The following is a 16715-nucleotide window of genomic DNA, read 5'->3' on the forward strand; positions in this document are numbered from 1 at the left end:
ACGCGAACACACAGTCGGGGCCATGTTGATCAGCGGCTGTATAGGTGTCGTATAGATCGCGTTTGGCGCACAGATGCGTTAGACCCCCGATTGGGCGATTCGCACGCCGACGGTCTTGAAAATCGCACGATCGCGCTCTAACAATGTGACATTGCACTTGGCGCATAGGCACTGAGGAGAGCTCGGGATGACCACCTCCGCCCGGCCCTGGCGTGGCGTTCACGTCGCGACGGCCCTGCCCTTCAACGACGACCTGTCCGTCGACTACTCCGGATTCGCCGAGCACGTGCGGTTCCTCGCCGCGGGAGGCTGCGACGGCGTTGTGCCCAACGGATCGCTGGGCGAGTACCAGACGCTGACCCCGGAGGAGCGGGCCCGCGTCGTCGAGACGGCCGTCGAGGCCGCTCCCGAGGGGTTCGGCGTGATGCCGGGCGTCGCCGCGTACGGCGCGCTGGAGGCCCGCCGCTGGGCGGAGCAGGCCGCGGCCGCCGGAGCCACGTCCGTCCTGCTCCTCCCGCCGAACGCCTACCGCGCAGGCAGGGAGGCCGTCGTCGGGCACTACCGTGAGGCGGCCAAGGCCGGCCTGCCGATCGTCGCGTACAACAACCCCATCGACACCAAGGTCGACCTGACTCCCGGACTGCTCGCCGAACTGTTCCACGAGGGCCTCATCGTCGCCGTCAAGGAGTTCAGCGGCGACGTCCGCAGGGCGTACGAGATCGCCGAGCAGGCGCCAGGCCTCGACCTGCTGGTCGGAGCCGACGACGTGCTGCTCGAACTGGGCGTCGCCGGGGCCGTCGGCTGGATCGCCGGCTACCCGAACGCGTTCCCCGAGTCGACGTCCGCGCTCTACCGGCTGGTCACCTCCGGCGACGCCGCCGACATCGCCGAGGCGCTGCCGATGTACCGCGACCTGCACCCGCTGCTGCGCTGGGACTCCAAGACCGAGTTCGTCCAGTCGATCAAGTTGTCCATGGACGTCGCCGGCCGCAAGGGCGGCCCCTGCCGCCCGCCGCGCCTGCCGCTCCCGCCCGAACAGGCCGACCGGATCGCCGCCGACACCGAGGCCGTCATCGCGAAGGGGTACAAGTGAGATCCCGCCGCACCTTCCACGCCGTCGACTCGCACACCGAGGGCATGCCCACCCGCGTCATCGTCGGCGGCGTGGGGACGATCCCCGGCGAGACCATGGCCGAGCGCAGGCTGTGGTTCATGGACAACAGCGACGACGTCCGCACGCTGCTGATGTACGAGCCGCGCGGCCATGCCGCGATGAGCGGCGCGATCCTGCAGCCGCCCACCCGTCCCGACGCCGACTACGGCGTGCTGTTCATCGAGGTCTCCGGCCTGCTGCCGATGTGCGGCCACGGCACGATCGGGGTCGCGACGGTCCTCGTCGAGACCGGCATGGTGCCCGTCGTCGAGCCGGTGACCACGATCAGGCTCGACACCCCCGCCGGGCTCGTCGTCGCGTCCGTCGCGGTCGAGGACGGCGCGGCGACGTCGGTCACCATCCAGAACGTGCCGTCGTTCTCGTACGCGCTGGACCGGAAGGTCGAGGTCCCCGGCTTCGGCGAGATCGCCTACGACATGGCGTTCGGCGGGAACTTCTACGCGATCGTCGAGCTAGCCGACCTCCGCCTGCCCTTCGACCGGTCCCGCGCCGGCGACCTGCTGGCCGCCGGCCTGCGGATCATGGACGCGGTGAACGAGCACGACCGGCCCGTCCACCCGGAGCGCGCGGACATCAACGGATGCCATCACGTCTATCTGAAGGCGCCCGGCTCGACCGCGAAGCTGTCGCGGCACGCCATGGCCATCCACCCCGGCTGGTTCGACCGTTCCCCCTGCGGGACGGGCACGAGCGCCCGGATGGCCCAGCTCCACGCACGCGGACAGCTGGGCATCGGTGCGGACTTCGAGAACGAGTCGTTCATCGGCACGCGCTTCACGGGACGCCTGCTCGGCGAGACCACGGTCGGCTCGCTTCCCGCGGTGCTGCCGTCGATCACCGGCCGGGCGTGGGTCACCGGGACCTCGCAGTTCCACCTCGATCCCACCGACCCGTTCCCCGCCGGCTTCCTCCTGTGAATCCGGCCCCGGTCCCCGGCCTGGCGGGTATCGGCCGACGGGAGAACCTCCGCGACCGGGTCAGGGACGCCCTGCGCGCCGCGATCATCTCCGGCAGGCTGGAGCCCGGCGTCGTCTACTCGGCCCCCGCGCTGGGCGCCCAGTTCGGGGTCTCTCCCACCCCCGTACGGGAGGCCATGCTCGACCTGGTCAAGGAGGGCCTGGTCGTCGCGCACCCGAACAAGGGCTTCCGGATCACCGAGGTGTCCGACGAGGACCTCGACAACCTGGCCGCCGTACGGCTGCTCATCGAGCCGCCGACCGTGCGGGACGCCGTGAACGTGATCGCGGAACAGGACCTTCCCGGGCTGCGGACACTGGCGCAGGCCATCGTCGACGCCGCCGAACGCGGCGACCTCGTCGGCTACGTCGAGGCCGACCACGTCTTCCACCTGACCCTGCTCGGCTACAGCGGCAACCGGTTCCTGCTGGAGGTCGTCTCGGGCCTGCGCGCCCGGACCCGGCTGTTCGGCCTGGCGTCGCTGTCGCGCGGCGGCAGGCTGGGGGCCTCGGCAGCCGAGCACCACGAACTGCTCGACCTCATCGAGGCCCGCGACGCCGCCGGGGCCGAGGCCCTGATGCGCCGCCACATCGGCCACGTGCGGGGTCTGTGGGCGGGCGCCGCCGAGGACGCGCCATGACCGCTGACCTCGTCGTCGTCGGGGCGGGCGTGGTCGGCGCGGCCGGCGCGTACTTCGCCTCGCTGGCCGGGCTGCGCGTGGTCGTCGTCGAGCGCGGCGCGCTCGCCGGAGGCACGTCCAGCGCGGGGGAGGGCAACCTGCTGGTCTCCGACAAGGAGGCCGGTCCCGAACTCGACCTCGCGCTGTACTCGCAGCGGATCTGGCGCGAGGACCTCGGGGAGCATGCCGGCCTGTGGGAGTTCGAGTCCAAAGGCGGCCTGGTCGTCGCCGCGTCGGAGCACGGCCTCGCCTCGCTGCGCGAGCTCACCGTCCACCAGCGCCGATACGGGGTGGAGGTCCGCGACGTCGCGCGGGCCGAGTTGCGCGACTACGAGCCGCACCTGTCCGACGGGCTCGCGGGGGCCGCCTTCTATCCCCAGGACGCCCAGGTCCAGCCGATGCTGGTGGTCGCGCACCTGCTCCGCCTGGCCCGCGAGGCTGGTGCGCTGGTGCGCACCCGTACCGAGGTGGTCGGGTTCCTGCGCGACGGCGACCGGGTGACGGGCGTGCGGACCACCGGTGGCGACATCCCGGCGGGCGCGGTGCTCAACGCGACGGGCACGTGGGCCGGCGGCGTCGCCGATCTCGCCGGCGTGCACGTCCCCGTGCTGCCCCGCCGTGGCTTCATCCTGGTCACCGAGCCCATGCCGTCCCGGACGATCCGCCACAAGGTGTACGCCGCCGAGTACGTCGGGGACGTGGCCAGCTCCGACGCCGCCCTGCAGACCTCGCCCGTCGTCGAGGGGACCGGCAGCGGCACGATTCTCATCGGCTCGTCGCGCGAGCGCGTCGGCTTCGACCGGACGGTGTCCGGCAAGGCGATCGGCACGCTCGCGGCGAAGGCGATCGCGCTGTTCCCGATGTTGCGGGAGGTCCGCGCGATGCGTACCTATCTCGGCTTCCGCCCCTACTGCCCCGACCACCTGCCCGTCATCGGCCCGGACCCGCGCGCCCCCGGCCTGTGGCACGCCTGCGGACACGAGGGCGCCGGCATCGGCCTGTCCGCGGGGACGGGCAAGCTGATCGCCCAGGCCCTCGCGGGGGACGGGCCCGATCTGGATCTCACCCCGTTCGCCCCCGACCGGTTCCCGGAACCAGAGGAGGCGCTCCGGTGACGTACCAGATGACCTTTCGCGGCGCCGCCGTCCCCGCCGAGCCCGGTCAGAGCATCGGCGCGGCCCTCGTGGCGGCGGGAATCCTCGACTGGCGGACCACCCGGAAGGGCGGCAGGCCCCGCGGCATGTTCTGCGGCATCGGCGTCTGCTTCGACTGCCTGATCACGGTGGACGGCGTCCCCGGCCTGCGTGCCTGCCTCGTCCCGGCCGTGGACGGAATGACGCTCGGCGACGTGGGGGACACCGGTGGCATGGAGGACGGCGATGCCGGACACGTATGACGTCGCCGTGGTCGGCGCGGGCCCGGCGGGCCTCGCGGCCGCCGTGGAGAGTGCCGCGGCCGGGCTCGGCGTCGTACTCATCGACGCGGCCGGACAGCCCGGCGGCCAGTACTGGCGGCACTACGACGAGAACCACGCCCGCCCCGATGACCGTCGTGGCCACCATGGCTGGTCGACCTTCACCCGCCTGCGCGAACGCCTGGACGCCCTTACCGCCACCGGCCGGATCCGGTATCTCCCCGGCCACCAGGTGTGGCTCGTCACCCGCGACGAGAACGGGGCGTTCACGCTTCAGCTGACACCCACCACGTCAACGCGGGTGGACGGGGCCGAGGAGGCCGGCCTGAGCCGGGCGGAGACGGCGCGGGCGCTGATCCTCTGCCCGGGCGGATACGACCGGCAACTGCCCATTCCCGGGTGGGACCTGCCCGGGGTCATGGCCGCCGGGGGAGCGCAGGCGCTGCTCAAGGGCCACCGCACGCTCGCGGGCAGGCGCGCCGTCGTCGCCGGCACCGGGCCGTTCCTGCTTCCGGTGGCCACCGGCCTCGCGCGGGCCGGCGCGAGCCTGGCGGCCGTCGTCGAGGCCAACGGCACGCTCGGCTGGCTGCGTGACCCCGTGGGGGCGATGTCCGTCCCGGGCAAGGGAGTCGAGGCGCTGCAGTACGCGGCGCTGATGGCCCGCCACCGCATTCCGTACCGCCGTGGGACCGTGATCCGCGAGATCCTCGGCGAGGGCAGGGTCGAGGCGGTCAGGATCGCCAGGGTCGACCGGGTCGACGGCCGTCTCGCCGGGCCGGAGGAGGAGATCGCCGCCGACCTCGTGGCGCTCGGCTGGGGCTTCACCCCCTCGCTGGAACTGCCGCTCATGCTCGGTGCGGAGACCAGGAGGGACGTCGACGGCTCCCTCGTCGTGGTCGTCGACGACCTCCAGCGCAGCAGCGTCGACGGGGTGTACGTCGCGGGAGAGGCGACCGGCGTGGGCGGCGCCGCCCTGGCCGTCGCCGAGGGCCGCCTGAGCGCCGTCGCCCTCGGCGTCGCGCTGCGCCGTACGCCCGAGTCGTCGCGCCGGGCGGTCGTGGCGGTGATCGGTCGGTTGAGCAGGGAGATCCGGCGGGGGCGGAGGTTCGCCGCCGCCATGCACCGCGCGTACCCGGTGCCGGTCGCGTGGACGAGGTGGCTGTCCGACTCGACGCTGGTGTGCCGCTGCGAGGAGGTCTCCTACGGCGATCTCGTCCGCGCCCACCGAGACCTCGGGGCTGAGGATCCGCGCACGCTGAAGATGCTGGCCAGGCCGGGGATGGGCTGGTGCCAGGGCCGGGTGTGCGGCTTCGCGACCGCGGAGATATCGGCCTGCCTGAGCCGTCGCGAGACCACCGCGGAGGACCTGCGCCCGCTGTCCACCCGCAGCCTCGCGGTCCCGGTGACCCTGGGCGAGCTCGCCGCCCTCGCGGACGACTTGCCGGGGAACTGAGACCGGGCGAGCCGGTTCACGGGGAGTCCCGCCGGGCCTGCGACTGCTCGGGGCTGAACCCGAACCCGTGATGGGCGGGGGCGTGAACCAATGCCGCATCATGGACGTCTCGTGATCATGACGCTCAAGCGCTCTGCCCTGCTCGTCGCGGCTGTCGCCGTTCTGGCCTCGGCGGCGCTTGTGGTGTGGTTCACGACCGAGGACGATCGGCGGCTCGACGATCACCTGCGGCAGGCTCTTGAAGGTTATGAGCAGGCATTCGCGGCAGACGGCGCCCAGGCTGCCCCGACACCTCTCAGAAGGGACGGCCGCGGACGTGTTATCGGGGCTCCGGCCGTAGAGCGGGTCACCCTCCTTGAGGACGGAATCACACTCAGCGCCGAGTTCGTGGGGAGAAAGTCCACCGGCGGGTGTGGCGCCGACTACACCGCCCGAGCCGTCGAATCCGAACATGCGGCGCTGATCCTGGTGGAGGAGCACCTCCAGGCGGGGGAAGCCTGCACGGACGTGGGATACCGCAGGCGTGTGACCGTACGACTCAACCGGCCGCTGGGCGGGCGCGCGGTGCTGGAAGCCATGACGGGGACGCCGGTTCCCGTCGGCCGGGACGGCCGATCAGGGGACTGAGATCGGGTGAGCCGATTCACGTGGAGCCCCGGCTGGGCCTGAATCGTTTGCCTGGATTTGCTGGCATATATGCGCTGACCTTGGCATATGCTAATTCCTCATATCTTTGCGTAATCGAATCATCACTGTGGTGATCTACCAAGGCCTTCGTCTGGGGAGTCAGGAGCGTCATCACTCCGAGGGGACAACGATGAACGCCTGGTCCGTTCCGGGATACCGGGAAGAACGCGAGCTCGGGTCCGGCGCGACGGGCAGGGTCGTCCTGGCCACATACGTGGAGAACGGCGGCCGGGCCGCGATCAAGTATCTGAGCGACGAGCTCAGCTCCGACGCCAGCTTCCGTGTCGCCTTCCGCGACGAGGCCCGTCGGCTGGCCGAGATCGCCGATCCGAACATCGCGCGTGTCTACGGGTATGTCGAGAGCCATTTCGACTCCGCCGTCGTCATGGAGTTCGTGGACGGCGTGCCCCTCAGCGAGGTCCTCCGCGAGCGTGGCGCCCTCAGCCCGGAGGCCGCGCTGGTCGTGCTGAAGGGCTCGCTGCTCGGGCTGTCGGCCGCCCACGACGCCGGCATCGTCCATCGCGACTACAAACCCGGGAACGTCCTCGTCCGGGCCGACGGGTCGGTCAAGCTCACCGACTTCGGCATCGCCGTCGCCGCCGACCCCGGCATGCCCGCGGGCACTCCGCTCTATATGGCCCCTGAGCAGTGGAACGGCGCGCCCGCGGCCCCCGCGACCGACCTGTATGCCGCGACCTGCGTCCTCTTCGAGTGCCTCACCGGGCATGTGCCGTACGACGCGGACCATGTGGCGACCCTGCGGCAGCTGCACCAGGGGGCGAGGATCCCTGTGGACGGCGTGCCGGACCCCCTTCTGGACCTGGTGATCCGTGGACTGGCCAAGAATCCGGCGAACCGTCCCACGACCGCGAGGGCGTTCATGGGCGAACTGGAACGGGCGGCGTACGACGCGTACGGGCCGCAATGGGAGCATCGCGGCCACCGTCAACTCGCTGAGCCGGCCGCTCCCGCCGATCGGGATCTTTGGGCCACCGACCTGGGTTTCCCGCCTGACGACCGGGTCCTTTCTCCGGCGGAGTCGGAATTCTTCCGGGAGGAGCCGGAGTCGGAATTCTTCCTCGAGGAGCGGGAACCGCGGACGAGCACCGGCTCGAGGCGGGCCGTGGTCCGCCGGCCGAGGCGTTACGGCACGCCGATCCTGATCGCGGCCGGCGTGGTCGCGGTGGGCGCCGTGGCGGCCGTGCTCGCCGTCAACCGCGACACCGCGCCAACGTCGCAGATCTCCGCGGAGCAGGCGAGGCCGGGCGGTGCGACGGCCGCTTCGGCCGGGAGCGCGACGCCGGCCGCGAGCCCGGCGCACACCCGGGCCACCTCCCCTGCCGGGGCAGGTGGATCGAGCCCCGCCCCCGCGAGCCCCGCCCCCGCAAGTCCCGCCCCCGCGAGCCCCGCCCCCGCGAGTCCCGCCGCCACGAGCGCCGCTCCCGTCACGCCGAGCGACCTGAAGGTCGCCGAGTTCGACGGGCGTACGGCCACGGTCAGGGTGAAGACACCGACATCGCAGAGCATCACGCTCACCGCACGCTTCGCCGAGGGGCCGTCTCCGTCGAAGCTCACCGTCAGCGGCAGGAAGACGTTCGAGCTCGACGGCTCCACGTCGTACCACCGGTCGATCGCAGGCGGGTTCGCCGCGCCGGACTGCGGGCAGACCGTGTACCGCCAGGTGACGATCGCGGCGGGCACGCCCGTCACCAGGGCGCGGAGCAAGGTCGTCGAGGTGACGGGCGACCCGTGCCCGGCGCCTGCGGTCGACAAGGCCACTGTCGACTGGGACGGACGGACCGCCCAAATCACCGTGAGAACGGACGGCCCCGGCGAGGTCCACCTGGCGGCGGAGTTCACCCGCCGGGAGAAGGGCGGGCCGGCGAAGGTCGTTTCTCATGCGAGCCGCACATTGTCCGGCGACACGACGTACAACATTTCGCTGCCGGGTCATCTCGGCACGGTCGACTGCGGTGAGACCGCCTACTTCGGGGTGAAGGTGACCACCGACCCCGCCGCGGCCAACGGGCCGCAGACCGAGGAGGTGCAGCTCTTCGGGTCGAAGTGCGGGCCGCCCACGGTGTCGATCGCCTCGTGGAACGGCAGCACGCTTTCGGTCAAGGTCACGAATGCCTCACCCGATCCCGTCACGCTCACGGCCGACTTCCGTCAGACGGTCACCGCGGGCAGGCGGACCGTGCAGCGCAACTCCCGCCACGAGACCGCGCTGTCGGGCAATTCGGCGTACAACCAGCTGTTCACCGTGCGGTTCGCCACTCCTCAGTGTGGATACGCGGACGTCAGAGACGTCGTCGTGAACGTCAGCTCCGCTCTCGGCGCGGCGAGCGACTCCGCCAGCAGCGTGCACAAGAGCGACGCCTGCGACGGAGCGATGCGGCAGCCGACCGGGGGACGTCCCGTCGGCAAGCCGGCGCGCGGCCTGGCCGGCCGGCCAGGCGACAAGTCGAGCGCGCGATCCGACGACAGACCGAGAGCCGAGTCCGGCGACGAGACCAACTGAAGCCCGGAGGCATGCGGGTCGACGACCGTGGCCGTGCCCCGGGTTCGCCAGCCGCTCATTCCCGTGAGTTGCCGGCTGGGCCGCCGATGACAAAGGGCGTCGTGACGCCCTCGTACATGAGGTGGGCGAGGAGCCCTTCCCCCGCGTGGGGCAGGTTGTGACAATGATCGACCCAGATTCCCGGGTTGTCGGCGACGAACGCGATGTCGTAGGACTCGCCGTCGCCGACGTTCAGGGAGTCGATCCACCATGGGCTTCCGGTGGCGGCCACTCCGTTGCGGGCGAGGACCACCGCGTGGTGGCCGTGCAGGTGCATCGGGTGAACCTCGCCGCTGCTGTTGACGACGGTCATGCGGACGACGTCGCCTTCGGCGACCACGAACATCGGCACATCCGGGAAGAGATGGCCGTTGACGGTCCAGTAGAGCCCGGGGCGGCCGTCGAGGAAGCCCGGTCGGCGTCCGATCTCGTACCGGAAGGTGCGGTCCGGGCGGGCCGCGTCGAAGCCGACTGAGGTCCGAGTGCCGTAGGTCAGCAGGTCCAAGGTCGTCGTCGGCCGGGCGCTCACCGGAGCGGCGGCGGAGCCCAGCACCACCGACAGCGGACCGCCGATCTGTACTCGGACGGGTGTGCCGTCGGAGGGCATGGTCACCTCGACGTCGGCACGGCCACCGGCCGTCACGAGGATCGCGGCCTGCTCGATGGGCGGCGGGTCGTGCAGGTCGGTGCCGTCGACGGCGACCAGGCGCGGTGCGGTGCCGGCGACCCATATCGAGGTGGGTCCGTTGTCGGTGTTGATCACGCGTACCCGCGCCCTGGCGCCCGGCGGCGCCGGGACGGTGATGTCGGATTCGGACCCGTTGACGGTTCGGATCCCGTGGTAGAGGTGCGTCAGGGCGACCACATCGACGGTGGCCTCGGGTTCCCCGGTGGGCCGGACGACCAGGCCACCGAGCAGGCCGTCGGCGACCTGCTCGTGGGATACCTGGTGGGAGTGATACCAGAAAGTACCGACCTGGCGGGCGACGAACCGGTAGGTGAAGTCGTGGCCGATCCCGACCGCGTCCTGGGTGACTCCGGCGACCCCGTCCTGGGAGGCGGGGACGTCGACGCCGTGCCAGTGCAGGGTGACTCCGTCGGGCACCGACTCGTTCACCAGTCTCACCTGCACGAGCTGACCCGCCGTGGCCTGGATCTGCGGGCCGGGCGACCGGCCGTTGAGCGTGTACCCGTCGACCTCGCGGCCCGACGCCAGCCGGAACCGCTGCTTGCGCGCGGTCAGCGTCACGTCGACGTCAGGCTTGCGCCGCGGGTCGGCGACCAGGTCGACCACGCTGCGGGTCCCGCCGGCGTGGCGCATGTGCGAGTGCTGCGCATGTGGCGCCGCGCTCGCCTGCAGGCCCCCGTCGGCGTACCCCATGTCCATCACGGAGTACGCCGATGGCAGCAGGCTGGCCTGCCACAGCCAGGCCAGGGGGCCGGCGATGGCCAGCGTCGCGGCACATGCCACGGCGATTCGCAGGCGACGGGTACGGGTCATCGCCTTCCGCCCTCAGACCGATGTCGCGGTCGGCGTACCGGCGGGTGCGCCGGTGGTCCCGGGCTGCGCCCGGCGCGCGGTGTGCAGGGCGGCGGTGAACAGCAGCAGCGCGTTGAGTCCGTGCATGGCACCCAGGGCGGGCAGTTCGTGCCCGGCATACCCCAGGGTGACCTGGACGGCGACGAGCAGCAGTACCACCGCGGCGAACTTCACCCCGCCGGAGACCTGGGCGAAGAACGAAACGATCAAAAGGAGGAGCGCCAGGGCGGGGATCACCATCCCCCCGTTGACGCCGTGCAGGATGAAGCCGATGATCTCTGGGAACGCGAACTCGTCGCTCTCCATGACGGCCTTGTCGAGCACGCCGCCGTCCGTGACCCATTTGCCTAGCCCGGCGTTGGCCAGGACCACCAGCGACGCCTGGACGGCCACCTCGACCGCGATGATGTACGCCAGCACCTTGTAGACAGTTCTCATGTTGTCCGTCCCTTCGACATGCGTGATCGGATCGCTCGGGCGAGCAGAACGGCGCCGAGGGGACCGGCGCCGAGGAGGTAGGGGGCGCCGGGATCGGCGGTGAGCGTGCTGAGCAGCGCGGCGATCGCGATGATCATGCCGGTCGCCGGATGGACCAGTTCTGCCCGGCCGGCCGCGTACGCCAGCTGCGCGTTGCCGATGGCGGCGACGCCGACGACGGCGAACAGCGGGCCGGGGTGCGCCGTGATCCACGGCTGGCCGGCGACCCGTAACGTCGCCTCGACCGTCCACGCCGAAGCGACGAAGCCCAGCAGGGCGAGAGCGACGGCGCTCGGCACACGGCGGGCGTGCCGCGCGATGTCGCGGTACGCGATCGCGCTCACCACGACGGCGAGCCATGCACCGGCGCTCCACATGACCTCGGCGGATGCCGATTCCGTCAGAGACCCGATGAGGCAGATCGCCGCCGAGGCCATGAGGCCCGGCCCGCTGACCGCCTTCGTCTTCATGACCGTCAGGGTCTGCGATGCCGCGTCCCGGCGTCACGGGACGTTGTCCCGGCCGGTCCGGGAGGTTGTGCCGGGCCGGAGGGCGCTACCGGGATTCGGGCGGCCCGCCGAGTCCCGCCTCGCGGGCCCGGATGATCGCGGCGGACCGGTCGGCCACGTGCAGCTTCGTCAGAACATTCGAGACATGGTTGCGTACGGTCTTGCCGCTCACTCCGAGGCGCCGTGCGATCGCCATGTTGTCCAGGCCCTGGGCGACGAGTCCGAGTACCTCGTGTTCCCGTTCGGTGAGCTGCGGGAACGGGGACGCGGCCGTGGTGCGCGCGAAATGGGCGAGCAGTTGCGCGGCCACGCCGGCGCCGAAGACCGCCTCGCCGCGGGCGACCGCGCGTACCGCGGCGACGATCTCCTCGCCGCCCGCGCCCTTGAGCGCATACCCGTGGGCGCCCGCTCGAAGGGCGGCCAGGACGTTCTCGTCGTCGTCGTACATCGTCAGGATCAGCGAACGGGTGGGCAGCCCGGCGGCGCGCATGCGTGCGGTGACCGTGAGCCCGTCACCGCCGGGCATGTTGATGTCGAGCACGGCGATGTCCGGCCGGTGCTCGACGGCCGAGCGCAACGCGTCCGAGCCGGTGTCGGCGACGGCGAGCACCTTCATGTCGGACTCGGCGTCGAAGAGGGCCCGCAGGCCCGACACGTACATCGGATGGTCATCGGCGAGGATCAGCCGGATCATCGTGCCCTCCGAGACTCGTCGGCAGAAAGGCGCGCACGAGGGTGCCGCCCTCGGCAGGGGAGCGTATCGACCAGACTCCGCCCACCTCGGCCGCCCGCTCCCGCATGGAGCGTAATCCCACCCCGGCCGCCCGATCGGGGTCGAGCCCGCGGCCGTCGTCGCGCACCGTCACCTCGACGCCGCCGTCCGACAGCGTTATCACCGCGGTGCAGCGGGTCGCGCCGCTGTGGCGGACCGCGTTCGTGATCGCCTCCACGGCGATCCTGTACGCCGCCGTCTCGACGGCGGCCGGCAACGCCGGAGTGCTCTCCGCGCCGATCACCTCGATGGACATGGCGCCCGCCAGAGTCGCCGCGCGGGACCGGACGGCGCCGACGATGCCGAGCTCATCCAGCGCGGGCGGGCGCAGCGCCTCGACGAGTCGCCGCACGTCGGCGAGTGACGCGGTCACCTCCGCGGAGATCTCGTCGAGCAGGCCACGAGCCTCCGAGTCCCCTGGTACGGCGCGGACCGCGAGACCGGTCTTGAGCCCGATCGCCGCCAGGGTCGGTCCGAGTCCGTCATGCAGGTCGCGGCGCAATCGGCGGCGCTCGTCCTCCCGCGAGGCCACCACCTCGGCGCGGGATCTGACCAGATCGTCGTGCAGCCGCACCGCCTGCACCGCGGTTCCGACCTGTTGGGCCAGCGAACCGATCAGGCGGAGGTCGACGGGATCGAGCGGGTCGTCGTCGCCACGCGCCGAGACCCGTAGACGCCCGATGAGCATTCCGTGGTGAAGGAGCGGCTCGACGTGCTCCGCGCCGACCGCGACGCCGTGCTGGGTGGCCTGATGGCAGGCGCCCGCACCGTCCACCAGATCGATCGCCGCGTACGGCACGCGCAACGACCGCGCCACGGTCTCGACGATCGCCGGCAGCACATCGGCGGGCAGCAGGACCGCCTGCAGCCGGGTGCCGAGGCGGGTCAGCGCCGCCGCCGGATCGTGGCGATCCCCGTACATCACCCGGTTGACCGTGCTCTGCGCCGCGCTGCGCAGTGGCGCCAGTACGAGCGCGGCGCCCGCGGCGGCGAGCGCGGCGGCCACCGTTTCCGACAGTCTCAGCCCGCTGACCAGCAGCGCCACCACGGCCGCGTACCCCGCGACCAGGACCGCGACCACGGCCGCGTACACCAGGGACCGGTTCGCGAGCCGCTCGATGTCGAACAGGCGATGGCGGCGTAGCGCGACCCCGATGCCGGCCACGAACGGCAGCCCCGACAGGCCGAGGGCCCCCCACGGCAGCGAATGCCCGCCGACCAGTTCCGGGAGATGCCAGCCCGCGATACCGAGCAGGGCCGCGAGTGCACCGCCGCCCAGCAGCCAGCGCATTCTGCCGCGCAGCAGCGGGTCACGATTGCCGCGGTAGCTGACCGCGCCCCACACCGTGGCCGTGATCAGGGCCAACGCCGTGACCGCCGTCTGACCACTGTTCACGAGGCCAAGCCGGCGAAGCGTGTCGGGCACCGCCACGGCGGCGACCGCGCTCCATGCGGCCATCGCGGCCAGTGGTGCGGCGTAGGCGACCGCGATCGCCTTTCGGTCCCGGCTCGACGGGGGCCGGCGGGCGGTGAACGCGATCGAGAAGGCCAGCAGCGCGCCCCAGGCGATCGAGTACGAGACGATCGAGTTGAGGTGGAACAGCCACAGCTGAGGACCGCCGGTGGCCAGGGCGAGGGCGGGAAGTCCAGCGGTGACGGTGAGCGTGCTGCCCAGCAGCCCGGCCGCGAGGACCAGCAGCGGGGCCGTCGCGGGTTCCTCGGGGCGCCGCAGATACAGCGCGGCGGCCAGCCCGGCGAGCGCGAGAACGAAGACGAGATTGCCCCAGCCCTGCACAAGAAGCGGGTACGGATCGGGGCGCTCGAGCCGCACCGTCACGACGCGCGCATCATGGCGCACCACGTCATACCAGACGGTCGCTCCCGGTCGCGGGGGAGAAACGGCGCCGAGTCCATCGGCGAGACGACTCCCGGAGACGCCGGTCACCACGTCACCGGCTCGCAGCCCTGACTCTTGTGGCGATACCGGGACGTCCACCACTACGCCGTCGAGGTGCCAGGTGGACCAGCCCAGCCGCACGATACTGCCGTCCGACGGCCCATCCAGCAGAGCAGCGGTCGCCACGACGCCCAGCACCACCAAGACGATCGCGACAGCCGCGGGAGCCCTACGCGACCACCGCAACTGCGACAGTCGCGCGGACATGACCCCATTCAAACCGACAGCCGAGCAGGAAACCATTACCTGGATTCCCTTGTCTGCTCACCTTCAGGTCGGGTGAACCGCCCTGGCGTCCGGCTTCATCGCAGTTCTTGCATACGGCGGATTTCAGCCGTCTGCTCCGCGATGACGTCTTGGGCCCACTGCTGGACGGTGATGTGCGAGCCGCCGGTCAGTTCGTCGGTCGCCATGGTGATCGCACCCTCATGGTGATTGATCATCAACTGGAGGAAGAGCCGGTCGAAATCCGCGCCTGAGGCCGCCTTGAGTGCGTCCAACTGCTCGGGCGTGGCCATGCCCGGCATGTTCGTGTGATCCGTGTGGTGGCCGGGCTGCTGGAGGTTCTCCCGGTCCAGCCAGGCCGTCATGGTGCGGATCTCCGGCTCCTGCACGGCGAGAATGCGGTCGGCGAGGCCCTTGACCTTCGGGGAACCGACCCGTGACGGCGCGAGGGCCGCCATGTCCAAGGCCTGCCGATGATGAACGATCATGTCCTGGGCGTACCGGACGTCGGCCGCATTCACGGCGGGTGACGGGACGGCGGTGACCGCCTCTCCGGGGCTGAGCGTTCTGGCCGCCTCGCCGGGCCGGCCCGGAGCGATCACGGGCGCGGTCGACTGTGCGGCGGCGTCATTCCCGTCGTTGGAACAGGCGCCCAGAAACAGGGCGGCGCCGGACATCAGGATAAGCGCGGCGCGCACCCTACCTCCTTGCGAAAAGGCGATGAAGATCGACACTAATCGATACGGACGCCCTTGAAAAGATGACATGTCTGAAGAATTTGCTGACATGTTGCTATCTGGCCAAAGGAATTATTGCGGGTCATGATCTGGTCATTTATGTCCCCTTTATGAGGAGGCTTCTACGTGTTCACCTCCCGCCGGCGTGGCCTGACCGGCCGTGTCCTGGCCGTGACGGGTACGGTGCTGGCCATCGGGCTGGCCACCGTCCCGGCTCAGGCCGCGGACGTCCTGGCGCCCGACGAGATCGCGATGAGCAGCAACGTCACGCACGTCGCGAACGTGCCCAAGCCGGCCGCCCTCGCCGCCACCATCAACACCGACATCGCCTTCCAGGGCGACTACGCCTACGTCGGCAACTACGGTGGCTTCAGCATCGTCGACATCAAGCATCCGAAGAAGCCGGAAGTCGTCAGCTCGGTCGTGTGCCCGGGCTCCCAGATGGACATGTCCGTCTACGGCGACCTGCTCTTCGGCTCCGTCGACTCCTCCCGCAGCGACGACTCCTGCAACAGCGTCGCTCAGAGCGCCGCCAACAAGGCGTCCTGGGAGGGAATCCGCATCTTCGACGTCAGTGACAAGTCCAACCCGACGTACATCAAGTCGGTCGAGACCAACTGCGGTTCGCACACCCACACCCTCGTGCCGGACAAGCACGGCAAGGCGGTGTACATCTACATCTCCTCGTACAGCCCCTCCGCGGCATTCCCCGACTGCCAGCCGCCGCACGACCTGATCTCGATCGTCAAGGTCCCGCTCGACAACCCCACGGCCGCGTCTGTGGTCGCGACGCCGAACCTGTTCCCGGACGGCGGCAACCCCGGGGAGAGCCTGCCCTACCCCTACCGCACGTCGGCGACCACCGGCTGCCACGACATCACGGCCTACCCCGCGAAGGGTCTTGCGGCGGGGGCCTGCATGGGTGACGGCATCCTGATGGACATCAAGGACCCCGAGCACCCGAAGGTCCTCGACGTCGTCCGCGATGACGAGAACTTCGCGTTCTGGCACTCGGCGACCTTCAACAACGAAGGCACCAAGGTCATCTTCACCGACGAACTGGGTGGTGGATCGGCGGCCACCTGCAACGAGGCCATCGGCCAGAACCGCGGAGCCGACGCGATCTACGACATCGACGACAACCAGTTCACGTTCAAGAGCTACTACAAGATCTCGCGTTACCAGGACGACACGGAGAACTGCGTGGCCCACAACGGCTCGCTGATCCCCGTAAAGGGCCGCGACATCATGGTCCAGGCGTGGTACCAGGGTGGCGTCTCGATCTGGGACTTCACCGACTCCGCCAACCCGCACGAGATCGGCTACTTCGAGCGTGGTCCGTGGGAGCAGCCGCTGAACGGCGGTTACTGGTCCGCGTACTACTACAACGGCTACATCTACGGCAGCGACTTCAACGAGGGATTCGACGTCTTCAAGATCAACGATCCCCGCACCAACCAGGCGCGCAGCGTGAAGGTCGACCAGCTCAACGTGCAGACGCAGGGCTCGTACGCCGAGCACGGCCATGGTGTGCCCGGAGGCCACTGACGGGTCACCTGGCGACGCCACGCGAT

15 protein-coding genes are annotated in these 16715 nt (G+C 70.7%); 9 read left to right on the forward strand and 6 right to left on the reverse strand.

Translation table 11 applies throughout. The features are described 5' to 3' along the window. Window positions 1-187 precede the first annotated feature (187 nt). The 8 genes from Pph01_RS26135 to Pph01_RS26170 all read left to right on the forward strand — a co-directional run bounded on the left by Pph01_RS26135 (window position 188) and on the right by Pph01_RS26170 (window position 8885). A complete protein-coding gene (locus Pph01_RS26135; protein ID WP_204075812.1) occupies window positions 188-1093 on the forward strand; it encodes a dihydrodipicolinate synthase family protein in 906 nt (301 codons plus the stop codon). Continuing rightward, window positions 1090-2091, forward strand: coding sequence for a proline racemase family protein (locus Pph01_RS26140; protein WP_204075813.1), 1002 nt, complete (start codon window positions 1090-1092; stop codon window positions 2089-2091). Before Pph01_RS26135 ends, Pph01_RS26140 begins: the two co-directional genes overlap by 4 nt. Further along, the gene (locus Pph01_RS26145) at window positions 2088-2771 is read left to right on the forward strand and encodes a GntR family transcriptional regulator (RefSeq protein ID WP_204075814.1); all 684 of its coding nucleotides are present in this window, start codon (window positions 2088-2090) and stop codon (window positions 2769-2771) included. The genes Pph01_RS26140 and Pph01_RS26145 overlap by 4 nt, the downstream gene beginning before the upstream one ends. Then, window positions 2768-3925 carry an NAD(P)/FAD-dependent oxidoreductase gene (locus Pph01_RS26150; protein ID WP_204075815.1) on the forward strand — a complete coding sequence of 386 codons (1158 nt, stop codon included), beginning with the start codon at window positions 2768-2770 and terminating at the stop codon, window positions 3923-3925. The genes Pph01_RS26145 and Pph01_RS26150 overlap by 4 nt, the downstream gene beginning before the upstream one ends. Next, a complete protein-coding gene (locus tag Pph01_RS26155) occupies window positions 3922-4206 on the forward strand; it encodes a (2Fe-2S)-binding protein (RefSeq protein WP_239117022.1) in 285 nt (94 codons plus the stop codon). The genes Pph01_RS26150 and Pph01_RS26155 overlap by 4 nt, the downstream gene beginning before the upstream one ends. Beyond that, window positions 4190-5677 carry an FAD/NAD(P)-dependent oxidoreductase gene (locus tag Pph01_RS26160; protein ID WP_204075816.1) on the forward strand — a complete coding sequence of 496 codons (1488 nt, stop codon included), beginning with the start codon at window positions 4190-4192 and terminating at the stop codon, window positions 5675-5677. Before Pph01_RS26155 ends, Pph01_RS26160 begins: the two co-directional genes overlap by 17 nt. 111 nt (window positions 5678-5788) lie before the next feature. Then, entirely contained in the window at window positions 5789-6304 is a 516-nt protein-coding gene (locus Pph01_RS26165) for a hypothetical protein (protein WP_204075817.1), read from the forward strand. A 190-nt stretch (window positions 6305-6494) separates the two neighbouring features. Continuing rightward, window positions 6495-8885 (forward strand): serine/threonine-protein kinase, encoded by a 2391-nt coding sequence (locus tag Pph01_RS26170; protein ID WP_204075818.1) that lies wholly within the window; start codon window positions 6495-6497, stop codon window positions 8883-8885. A 55-nt stretch (window positions 8886-8940) separates the two neighbouring features. Here the strand turns inward: Pph01_RS26170 and Pph01_RS26175 are convergent, their stop codons facing one another. The 6 genes from Pph01_RS26175 to Pph01_RS26200 form a co-directional block, all read right to left on the reverse strand. After that, complete coding sequence (locus Pph01_RS26175; RefSeq protein WP_204075819.1) at window positions 8941-10425, reverse strand: multicopper oxidase family protein; 1485 nt, start codon at window positions 10423-10425, stop codon at window positions 8941-8943. Between the two features lie 12 nt (window positions 10426-10437). Continuing rightward, window positions 10438-10902: a hypothetical protein gene (locus Pph01_RS26180; RefSeq protein WP_204075820.1), complete on the reverse strand. Its 465-nt coding sequence runs from the start codon at window positions 10900-10902 to the stop codon at window positions 10438-10440. After that, on the reverse strand, window positions 10899-11411 hold the full coding sequence (locus Pph01_RS26185) for a hypothetical protein (RefSeq protein WP_204075821.1): 513 nt from the start codon (window positions 11409-11411) through the stop codon (window positions 10899-10901). Before Pph01_RS26185 ends, Pph01_RS26180 begins: the two co-directional genes overlap by 4 nt. An 85-nt stretch (window positions 11412-11496) precedes the next feature. Next, complete coding sequence (locus Pph01_RS26190) at window positions 11497-12144, reverse strand: response regulator (RefSeq protein ID WP_204075822.1); 648 nt, start codon at window positions 12142-12144, stop codon at window positions 11497-11499. Further along, the gene (locus Pph01_RS26195) at window positions 12119-14386 is read right to left on the reverse strand and encodes a sensor histidine kinase (protein ID WP_204075823.1); all 2268 of its coding nucleotides are present in this window, start codon (window positions 14384-14386) and stop codon (window positions 12119-12121) included. Before Pph01_RS26195 ends, Pph01_RS26190 begins: the two co-directional genes overlap by 26 nt. A gap of 95 nt (window positions 14387-14481) precedes the next feature. Continuing rightward, window positions 14482-15138 carry a DUF305 domain-containing protein gene (locus Pph01_RS26200; RefSeq protein ID WP_239117023.1) on the reverse strand — a complete coding sequence of 219 codons (657 nt, stop codon included), beginning with the start codon at window positions 15136-15138 and terminating at the stop codon, window positions 14482-14484. A 129-nt stretch (window positions 15139-15267) separates the two neighbouring features. Here Pph01_RS26200 and Pph01_RS26205 point away from each other — a divergent pair, with 129 nt between their 5' ends. After that, the gene (locus tag Pph01_RS26205) at window positions 15268-16689 is read left to right on the forward strand and encodes an LVIVD repeat-containing protein (protein WP_239117024.1); all 1422 of its coding nucleotides are present in this window, start codon (window positions 15268-15270) and stop codon (window positions 16687-16689) included. The last annotated feature ends 26 nt before the right edge of the window (window positions 16690-16715 follow it).

The organism is Planotetraspora phitsanulokensis, assembly GCF_016863295.1.
GTDB lineage: Bacteria > Actinomycetota > Actinomycetes > Streptosporangiales > Streptosporangiaceae > Planotetraspora > Planotetraspora phitsanulokensis.